Below are 9,778 nucleotides of genomic sequence, written 5' to 3'. Positions count from 1 at the left end.
GTGGTCTCGGTTTGGTCACCAGAGACAACCCCTTCCTGAGGGGAGTCAGTTGCTACCGAAGTCTAGACCGCTTTGCGACACGACCAATCCATGACCGAACTCGCTACGGATCAGCCCGCACTCTCTCGTCTTCACTCTACAAACCGAGGACAGCGATGAGTTCTACCGTCGGGCCGGCCGATACATCGGCCACGGAGTTTGTCCTTGAAGAGTTCGAGACTACTGTCTCCGAGAGCGTCGTCGACGATCTTGCCGAGCGCATCACCGAAATCGTTCGTGACCTGCGATCAGAGGTCGTCTCTGATGATCGCCTCGAAGAACTCCTACGGGGTGATCCGGGACCAGATATTCTTCACGGCACCGATCTCACCGAACATGGCGATCCCGAGCCGTTCACTCAGCGGACGGTTATCGAACCGTTGTTCGACGCACTCGGCTATCCCGATTTCACCACCGAAGCAAGCGGTCTGACTGACGAACAGCGACAAAAAGCTGATTATCTGTTTTCACTTCGGGAGTACGACGACATAGACTCTGACCGTCTTCCTGTTGAGGCCGAACCGATAAACAAGAAGCTTGATCAGCAGAAACACGGCATCGGACAGGTCAAAGACTGGCTCGATACGTACAGTTTCGGCGCTGAATTCGGCATTGCTACTGATGGGATGCGTTGGACGCTCATCAAATACGACCGCGAGCGCTACCAGTACGATACGCTCGCGGAGGTGAACCTCCAACCCGTATTCATCGCTGCCTTCGAGAACGTCACCGGTCGGCAGGTCAGTCTCGACGAGTGGCTTGAGAAATCGAACGAAGACCTACTCGACGGGTTCGTACGCTCGTTCGGCTTCGAGAACTTCCGCGCCATCGCCAGTGATGCACGTTCAGTCATCAAGGAAACGAAATCCGAGATTACTGACGAATTCTACGATGAGTATGTTCGTCGCGTGTTCGGTGTGGTAGAAGAAGGAGAAGAACGGACGGCTTTCTCACTGATCGAGAATGGTATCGAAGCACCGGAAAGCGCTACGGGTGACGATATCCGCCTGTTCGCTGTCGAGTTGATGAACCGCCTCATCTTCATCAAATTCCTTGAAGACCGTGAGCTCGTCCCGAAAACGTTGCTAGCCGACCTCGCTGAGACCTACAACCCAAAAACCTATCCACAGTCACTCTACGAAACCTATTTCGAACCGTTGTTCTTCGGTGTCCTCGATGAACGCCCAAGTGAACGCTCACAGCAGATCCGCAATGTCGAATTCTACTCTGAAGTCCCCTACCTGAATGGTGGATTGTTCCGCCCCCATGAGAACACCGAACGCGGGTTCACTGACGAGGATTTCAACGTAGGCGATGCTGTATTGACCTCGCTTGTCGATTTTCTCGAGGGGTACAACTTCTCGGCAGATGGCGGACCGAACGACCTCGATCCGAGCGTACTCGGCAACGTTTTCGAGAAGACTATCAACTATCTAACGAACGATTCCGGTGACGCGAAAAAGGAACTCGGTGCGTACTACACTCCGGATGAAATCACCCGCTTCTGTGCGGAAGAGACCGTCCGTCCGTGGTTACTGGAGCGGTTCAAGACCACGATGATCGAGGATCTCGGACGGAAGCAAGTCGATATGGACCGCTACGACGATGTTTTCGAGCTAATTGAGCGTGCGGTCCCCCAGGATGCGAACGTCATCAACCCGCTCCTTGACGACATTGACCAGTTCCACGCTCTCGATCCGGCGTGTGGAAGCGGGCATTTCCTCACCTCAATCCTCGGTGAAATTGTCGCGGTGCGCAAGGCACTCCACGAGAAACATCCCGAGCAACCGCAGACATGGGAACTCCAAAAACGGACAGTCGTCGAGAATATCTACGGCGTCGATATTGTGGAACCGGCCGTCGAAATCACGAAGCTCCGTCTTTGGCTGTCGATTATCGCTGAGGTCAACGCTGATGAAATCGCAGATTATGATGAAGACGATCTCGCGTTGCCAAACGTTGTATTCAACGTTCAGCATGGCAACAGTCTCATCGGCTATACGGATCTGATGGAGACCAGTAGCGACGACAACCAGATGCGGATCGATGCATGGGGACCGGACACGGTGCGAACGAAGTACGAAAAGGTGATCGAGGAAGTCCGACTCCACAAGGAGGCTCAGGACACCGATACCGCCAGAGAACATCTACAAGAGGCCGAACGCCTGCGCGAATCCTATCGTACTGATCTCAACGAGCGCGTCCTCGAGGAGTTCAAGGAGGCTGGCATTGAGGCGATCACTCTTGAACAGATTCGGGAGTACCAACCCTTCCATTGGGTGCTTGAGTTCGCGGCAGTGTACGCTGACGGTGGCTTCGACGTTATCACAGGGAACCCGCCGTGGGACATGCTGACGGCCAACCGCGCCGAATTCTTCTCACGATACGATCCGGAATTCCGGTCATATCCAGCCTCTGAACGCGACGAAATCGAAGCCAACCTACTTGATGATCCAACAATCGCCGAGAGCTACGAGCAGTATCAGCAGGCGATGGAGTATCAAACGGAATATTTCAACGACAGTCCGTCGTATCAACTTCAGAGTCCCTCAGTAGGTGGGCGAAGTATCGCTAGCGAGAATGATCTCTCCGCGCTGTTTCTGGAGCGTATTTTCGCTCTCACTGGTGAAGAGTGCTGGACGTCACTGGTACTCCCTGGTGTAATCTTCAATGGTGCAGCATCGAAAGACCTGCGCGAACAATTGTTGGACTCGTCAAACATTCAAAAATTGTTTGAGTTCGAGAATCACGGTATCTTTGAAGACCTCCATCCACAGTACCAGTTCGGCGTCCTTGTATTCAACAATTTGGGAGATACAGACGCTCTAAACGGGATATTCCGTCAGCGTGATCTGTCCATACTTGAACACCCACACGAATCCACTGTCGAAATCCCACGACAGGTACTCGAATCTTACTCGCCGAATGCCCGCATCTTTCCCTTCGTCACAAGTCAAACCGAGGTCGACACGCTCAATGAAATTCTTTCACATCCATCGGTTGCCGAGCCGATTGAGGGTGCTTGGCAGGCAAATCCGCTCACCAAAGAACTCCATGAGCCATCCGACAAAGAACGATTTGTCGAAGATCCCAGTGAGGGTGAGTATCCGGTCTATGGTGGAGCAAACATTCACCAGTACCACTACGACAACGCGCTCGATATCGATATCGACTCGCCGACCTACTGGAGCGTTGGTGAAGAGAATCTTGAATCGAGCGCCAAGTATCGAATCCGAGAAAAGCGCTTTAACCGCGGTGACCTCAAACGAGCGCTCTATGATGCTTTTGAGGGAAATAAAACTAGCAAGTCACAAAAACAGTTCGTCAACGATCTTCTTGAAGATCATCGCGGCGAACCTCTCTCGATGGATGATATACTCCTAGATTGCGACTCATATCGAATCGGGTATCGGGATATTGCGCGGGCAAGCGACGAACGTACGATGATCGCGACAATCCTCCCTCCGGATGTTGTTTGCCTTCATACGCTCCAGACCTTGCGGCCGAACGAGATCGTGCCTCATCGCGACAACCTCGAACAATCGCCGCTCCACGATGCCTACCAGCCAGCGTTTACCGACCGAGAGTTATTCGTTACGGTTGGATTCTTGAATAGCATCGCGTTCGACTTTCTCATGCGGACGAAGGTCGACTCTCATATTGTATTGTACAAGATGGAAGAATCACAGATTCCACGACTCACAAAGGGGGACGACTGGTTTGAATACATCTGGCAGCGTGCCGCCCGATTGAATTGTTACGGAGAGGCATTCGCGGAAATGCGTGAGCGGCTTGGCGGCATCGACCCGGCAACCGAGCAGAGCGAGCGCGAGCGTCTGCGCGCTGAAATCGACGCAGCAGCCTTCCATGCCTACGGTCTCGGCCGCGAGGAAACCCAGTTTATCCTCGATGATTTTCACCGCGTACAGAATCCGCGCCTCATGACTGAGGACTACTTCGACCGTGTTCTCGATGAATACGATGCATTGGTAGAAGGCGAAGCAACCACCCACTGACAGCTAAAGGAATCAACATTGTAGTCGTAATCGTCGAGTCAGCCGTTGATCGCATCACGCTGGTGGGCGGTTTCCTGGGTGTCGGTCGAGGCGCGGATGTAGGTGGCTATGGAGGCCATTTTGGAGTCGTCTTTGTTGCGGTGTGGTCAATATATAAATTGGGCGGCTTTGTTGCAGGCTGCAATGAACCATGTGCTTCGTTGCAGGGTCAAATGATTACTGACGGCCTGTCGGCAACCTCTTTTTATATCAATTCCAATCTATCAATTATACAATCATCACGGTCACAAGACACTTGGCTTAGATGTGCTGTAGTATCGGCTTGTTGAGGTTCCATAAGAGATGAGTGCACTGGTTCAATCTGTCACAGAGGATGTGTTTCCTGATCGCTCTATAGAAACAGTCGAACTGCAGAATACCCGTCCAGGGAACGAAGCAGGTTTGATTACCTTCGCCGAGGGCGATCCGGTCTACGTGAAGACGGCATCCGATACCACAGAACGGCTCTCTCGTGAGATTGCGGCGACACAGTACGCGGAGGATCATTGTCCGATCGGGACACCGCCGATTGTAGCCGCCAACTCGACTGGTGATTCACCTTTTCTTGTAACAGAACCAATGCCAGGAACGGTTCTGAATGAGCTGTGGACGAATGAAGCTGACCGAAAGCCACTGCTCAGACAGGTCGGGAATCAGATTGCCGCAGTCCACGAAGCGGAGTTCGACCAGCCAGGGATGATCATCGGCGGAGACGCCTCGGAGCTGCATCTGACAGATACCTCGTGGGTAGAAACGCTCTGTGAGACAGTTGAATGGCGTGCTCAGGACTGGTTTGCTGACCGCTTCAGGGATCTCCCGGGTCAACTCATCAATACGATTCAAGCAGTGGATCCAACGCTTGATGGGACCACACCGACGCTCATCCACGGCGATCCGAGTCGTGTCAACGTCTATCTCGATCCAAATGGACTGCTCGACTGGGAACGAGCACTCGTGGGTGACCCAGCGTTCGGGCTGGCCGAAGCACTGTTCCATCACCTCGGCCAGCCGGATGTTTCGGAAGACGAACGACCAGTCCTTCAGTCCGCACTCTATGAGGGCTATCGAGAACGTGCCGGTACTCTTCCGACCGGGTTTGAGGAAAAAATTCCCCTCTACCGGGCGATCGTGAATCTACTCATCCCACAAGCATTCGACGACTGGGCGTCCTCAGCTGAGTCAAAGGATGCACTCGCTGCTGATGTTCGCGAAGATTTCGAATCTCGGCTGGATCAGGCGCGCAGGGTGGCATCGTAGATGCATGAGTAATTGAAAATAAGATAGACGGCAATGATGAAGACAGCGGGCGGGAATTCTCACTGGTGTATGTTGCGGTCGCAACCGTTATTCCTGTCTCGAAAAGAAAATACGGTAGCGGGATGGGATAGCCAGAGATTCCGGCGGGTTCATATCCCGCAGATCGGTGGTTCAAATCCACCTCCCGCTATCCGAGTGCTTCTCACCACACGTAGGGAATCATGCGATAGGGCGTGCGATCCAAAAAGCGCTGGTATGGCTCGCCGAGTTCTTCGGACAGCGTGCGTTCCTTGATGCGAATACGGTAGACGTAGGCGATGACGAGCCCGCCGATGATCGTAATGAGGCTTACCCAATTACTCTGGACGAGACCAATGCCGGCGTATTCGAGAAGACCGCCAGTATAGGATGGATGGCGGACCCATTGATAGGGATCTGTATCGACGACCTGCTGGCCTTCGTGTATCTTGACCGTCGGTGTGAAGTACTCATCTAACGTCCGTACTGCATATCGTCGGATAGCACCGCCAACGAGTAGGATGGCGATTCCGACGGCGAATACGACGCGTGAGCGCCACGTGATCGTCATCGAGGAAAGTAGATAGATGGCCCCAACGCCGACAAGGATACCGCCGCCACCGGTAAGACCGATGACTCGTCTTGATCCCGCATCGTGCACCTCAGCCGTTCCAGTGTCGTCACGGCGACGACGTCGTATCTCTCGGAGGCATATGTTCTAGTTTTAGCGGTCGTATCGACGCGACGACTATCCAGAACGTCGGAAGTTGAGTGCGACAGTTTACGAATGGGTCAGATACGAGTTTCTCAGCAAGGCCTCCTGCGTCCCAGAACGACACCGGGACTAATTGCATCACAGTGCTCCGCAGCGAATCATCTTCTTCCGTAGCTGTCGCTCTCCACCGCGAACAATCGTCGTCGCCGTGGCTCAGGCGAGCTCGCGTACGAATACGCCGTGCTGAACGTCCTCGATCAGCGACTGTCGATGCGAGTTCGGGTCGATGGCCGCAGCGAGCAACAGCTCCAGCAGGTTCTCTTCCGGCGGATCGTAGCCGAGCCATGCGGCGATTCGCTGGAGAATCAAGCCACCGTAGCGACTGAATACCCGCGACCACCGCCGCGGCGGGATACGCGACGACCCCTCACCGTCATCGAGGGTGGCGTCCTGGTCAACGATCTCTCGCAAGAGGTCGAGCAGCACGCGGCTCACCACCAACGAGATCAACGCCACCAAGATCAGCGCTTCCACCACGACGGGATTGCTCGTCGGCATCTGGTCGAGATTGTACGTCGATTTGAGTTCCTTGAACAGCAATTCGACCTCCCAGCGGGCTCGATACAACTGAGCGATGTCAGACGCGCTGTAGTCTGTTGCTGGTAGGTTCGTCACATAGAGATGGTATTTCTCAGACTCCTCATTCCAGACACCGACCACGCGGAACGTTCGCGTTGTGCCGGAGCGCGAGCCGTTGTACGAACGGCGGCGGAACGACACTTCGGCGCGGACATCAATCACGTCTCGATGAAGATCGTCGAGAACGTCGTGTAGTTGCTTGCCCGTCAGAGAGATGGCGTTCCCACGCTACTCCCGAAGTTCCTCGATGATCCGCGGGTTGGCGTTCGGCTTGAGTCGCGTGACGAACCAGCCACCATTGGTGTCGATCAAGTCCATCGTACGGTAATCGAAGAAGCCCTGATCGTACAATAAGAGAGCCCCCGTGAGCCACCGACCTGTCGAGAGTTGCGTACTCTCGTGGGTGCGGGCGTCGGTGATCGAGAACTGGGTTGGGAGTCCCGTCGAGACCGACTCGACGACGTGGAACTTCGCTCCCGCGTGGTCGTCGCCCGAACCGGGGAACGAATCCGTCAACGACTGATACAGCGTGACGACGGTCGTATCCGGAACCAAAACATCACGGAAACGCTCCAGCCGACCGTCGAAACGGTCAGTCGAGCCCGAGAAGTCGTCGAGAGCATGATCGAGGACCCCACGGAGAAACTCGGTGAGCGACACCGTGAACCAGCCGTGGAACGAGGCATACGTCAGGCTCAGTTCACCGCCAACACACTGGAGATAGCTCTGGCGGAGTGCCTCCAGCGAGCGATCGTTGTCCACGGCAAAGCCGAGCGTCAACGCCCAGAACAGCGCCGCAGCGTCAAGCTTTCGCCGTCGCTCGACGAGACCCGTTTTCCGAGCCAGCGCACGCAGGCGTTCTTTGGGGAATGCCCTCGTAAGCCGGGATTCGATGACTGAATCCGGAGGACGATATACCATCTGGGAGACTAACGACTATACAACCCATCGCAAGCTTCATATGGATTGCGGAAACACAATATGTTGTAATGTCGCAGAGCACCCTCGACCGCATCTGGGATCGCCTCACAGCACGCTACGAACAAGATGAAGACTCTGACTGCTGTGAAGCCGCTGTTGGGGAGGTTCAATCGGCTTCCGACGAAGCCGAAGCGGAGAACTGCTGCGAATAAATACAAAACGCAAAGGTACGATATGTCTCAGTCAGACTCGCCACCCGACGAAGCCTACAGCGCGCTCGACCGATTGTACGACGACCCGGAGGCACGGATTGCCGCCCTGCGGGACTCTCGCCCGCCCGAGCGAGATGTCGCCGGTCAAGAAGCCGTCTTCAAGGCGCTCGCCAACGAAGACCGCCTCCGCGTTCTCGAAACACTCCGCGAATCCGAGTGCTGTGGCTGTGAGTTGCAGGTCGTGCTCGATGCACCGCAGTCGACGGTCGCCACGCATCTCCGGAAGCTGAAGAAAGCAGGACTAGTCAAATCGCGGAAGAAGGGCAAGTGGAGCTACTACCGCATCGCCGATACCGCGGTCTTCGAACTGCTCGATCTCGCCCGCGCTGTTCAGGGGGACGCCTGAGATGCTTCCGGCAGGACTTGAAAGCGGCCTCATCGACTCGTGGAACTACTTCGTTCATCTCGTGGTCCTCCTCGTCCCGCTGTTCATCGGGGCGTCGTTCCTCGTGGGACTTGCACAGGAGTATCTCCCACCGGAGAAAGTCGAACGAAAGCTTCGCGGGCACGATGAGGGTGCGGGGAACGTCGCTGCCGCCGGACTGGGTGCGGTGACGCCGTTCTGTTCGTGTTCGACGGTGCCTGTACTGGCTGGATTGCTTCAGGCAGGCGCGCCGCTCGGACTCGCGTTTTCGTTTCTGCTGGCCTCGCCACTCGTCAACGAGATCGCCGTGTTGTTGCTCGTCGGCCTGTTCGGGATCGAGGTGACGGTCTGGTACATCGTCATGACGTTCGTTGCGGCGGTCGTCGGTGGACTCGTGATCGGGCGGCTGGGATTGGCCGAACAGGTCAAAGAAGTCCGCATTACTGACGAGACCGATCAAACCGTCGCAACGGACGGCGGGACGGTCGACTGCTGTGCTGGAGGAACGACGCCGACCGAACAGACCCACAGACAGCATGTCGAGAGTGCCGCGCATGATGCGTGGTCGTTCTTCGTCGATACCCTTCCATATCTGATCCTCGGGATGGTGATCGGGGCACTGATTCATGGCGTCGTTCCAGTCGACGTGCTCCAGACTGTCCTTGGACCTGAGAATCCGCTCGCCGTGCCGCTGGCTGCGCTCGCCGGTGCGCCGGTCTACGTCAGCCTCAGTGGAATGTTGCCCATCGCCGCCTCTCTCAGCGAACAGGGGATCGCTATCGGAACCGTTCTCGCGTTCGTCGTTGGTGGTGCTGGTGTTAGTATCCCGAACTTGGTTCTGCTGAACAAACTGTTCAAACGCCGGCTGTTGGTCGTTTACGCTACCACCGTCGTCGCAATCGGTGTCATCGTTGGTGTTGTGTTCAATACCCTGTTGCACGTTCAAAATCAAATCGCCAGACGGAACGATCGGACCTGAATCCGGACTCCATCAGTAGAGTTGGTGAAACGATGGANTACCCTGTTGCACGTTCAAAATCAAATCGCCAGACGGAACGATCGGACCTGAATCCGGACTCCATCAGTAGAGTTGGTGAAACGATGGAACGATTTTTGATAGAAATGGCTGAATCAGCCGGTTGATCAGCCTGATTGGTCGAGCTTCTTTCAGAAAAAACAGCCGCCTGAGAGCGATGCCTCTCAGGCGGCGACACCTGTTTGTTGGACAGATGGCGCGATCGTCAGATGAGTCGACTCGGTGAGCGTATCAGCCCTGGTTTGTTCTGCCGTTGTGCCGTGAGAGACGCTGCAACCAGCGCTACTGCCGAAAGAACGACGTGAGTCTCGACGTTGTTCTTCTTGCGTGCGCGGACGCGATCAAGGCCGGTAAAGGACTTCAGACGCGAGAATACGCGCTCGACACCTGCGCGCAGGTGTCGATGCATCCGTTCTTTGATTGCCTGAAAAATGTACGTCTCCTCGACGTTTCCGACGGAAA

Annotated in this window: 6 protein-coding genes, 1 tRNA gene and 1 pseudogene; 5 read left to right on the top strand and 3 right to left on the bottom strand. The window is 55.3% G+C overall.

The genetic code is table 11. The features are described 5' to 3' along the window. Positions 1-155 precede the first annotated feature (155 nt). From C451_RS23685 to C451_RS05365, 3 genes are all read left to right on the top strand, one after another. Positions 156-4,055, top strand: a complete 3,900-nt coding sequence (locus C451_RS23685) for an Eco57I restriction-modification methylase domain-containing protein (RefSeq protein WP_007738523.1) — start codon at positions 156-158, stop codon at positions 4,053-4,055. Positions 4,056-4,397: 342 nt separating this feature from the next. Beyond that, positions 4,398-5,351, top strand: coding sequence for a phosphotransferase family protein (locus C451_RS05370; protein ID WP_080503509.1), 954 nt, complete (start codon positions 4,398-4,400; stop codon positions 5,349-5,351). 116 nt (positions 5,352-5,467) lie between these two features. Beyond that, positions 5,468-5,541: transfer RNA gene (locus tag C451_RS05365), tRNA-Met, on the top strand. Positions 5,542-5,553: 12 nt separating this feature from the next. On the opposite strand, the gene C451_RS05360 is transcribed toward C451_RS05365, so the two are convergent. Continuing rightward, positions 5,554-6,030, bottom strand: a complete 477-nt coding sequence (locus C451_RS05360) for a methyltransferase family protein (protein WP_206536681.1) — start codon at positions 6,028-6,030, stop codon at positions 5,554-5,556. 267 nt (positions 6,031-6,297) lie between these two features. After that, positions 6,298-7,644: pseudogene (locus tag C451_RS05355) on the bottom strand (IS4 family transposase). Between the two features lie 234 nt (positions 7,645-7,878). On the opposite strand from C451_RS05355, the gene C451_RS05350 reads away from it, so the two are divergent. Together C451_RS05350 and C451_RS05345 are read left to right on the top strand one after the other, a co-directional pair. After that, entirely contained in the window at positions 7,879-8,262 is a 384-nt protein-coding gene (locus tag C451_RS05350; RefSeq protein ID WP_007738514.1) for an ArsR/SmtB family transcription factor, read from the top strand. A gap of 1 nt (position 8,263) precedes the next feature. Then, on the top strand, positions 8,264-9,259 hold the full coding sequence (locus C451_RS05345; RefSeq protein WP_007738513.1) for a permease: 996 nt from the start codon (positions 8,264-8,266) through the stop codon (positions 9,257-9,259). Between the two features lie 262 nt (positions 9,260-9,521). Here C451_RS05345 and C451_RS20935 read toward each other — a convergent pair whose 3' ends face one another. After that, positions 9,522-9,725, bottom strand: coding sequence for a transposase (locus tag C451_RS20935; RefSeq protein ID WP_241431196.1), 204 nt, complete (start codon positions 9,723-9,725; stop codon positions 9,522-9,524). Positions 9,726-9,778: the final 53 nt, after the last annotated feature.

The organism is Halococcus thailandensis JCM 13552 (genome assembly GCF_000336715.1).
Lineage (GTDB): Archaea > Halobacteriota > Halobacteria > Halobacteriales > Halococcaceae > Halococcus > Halococcus thailandensis.
This window is presented reverse-complemented; position numbering and strand designations above follow the sequence as displayed.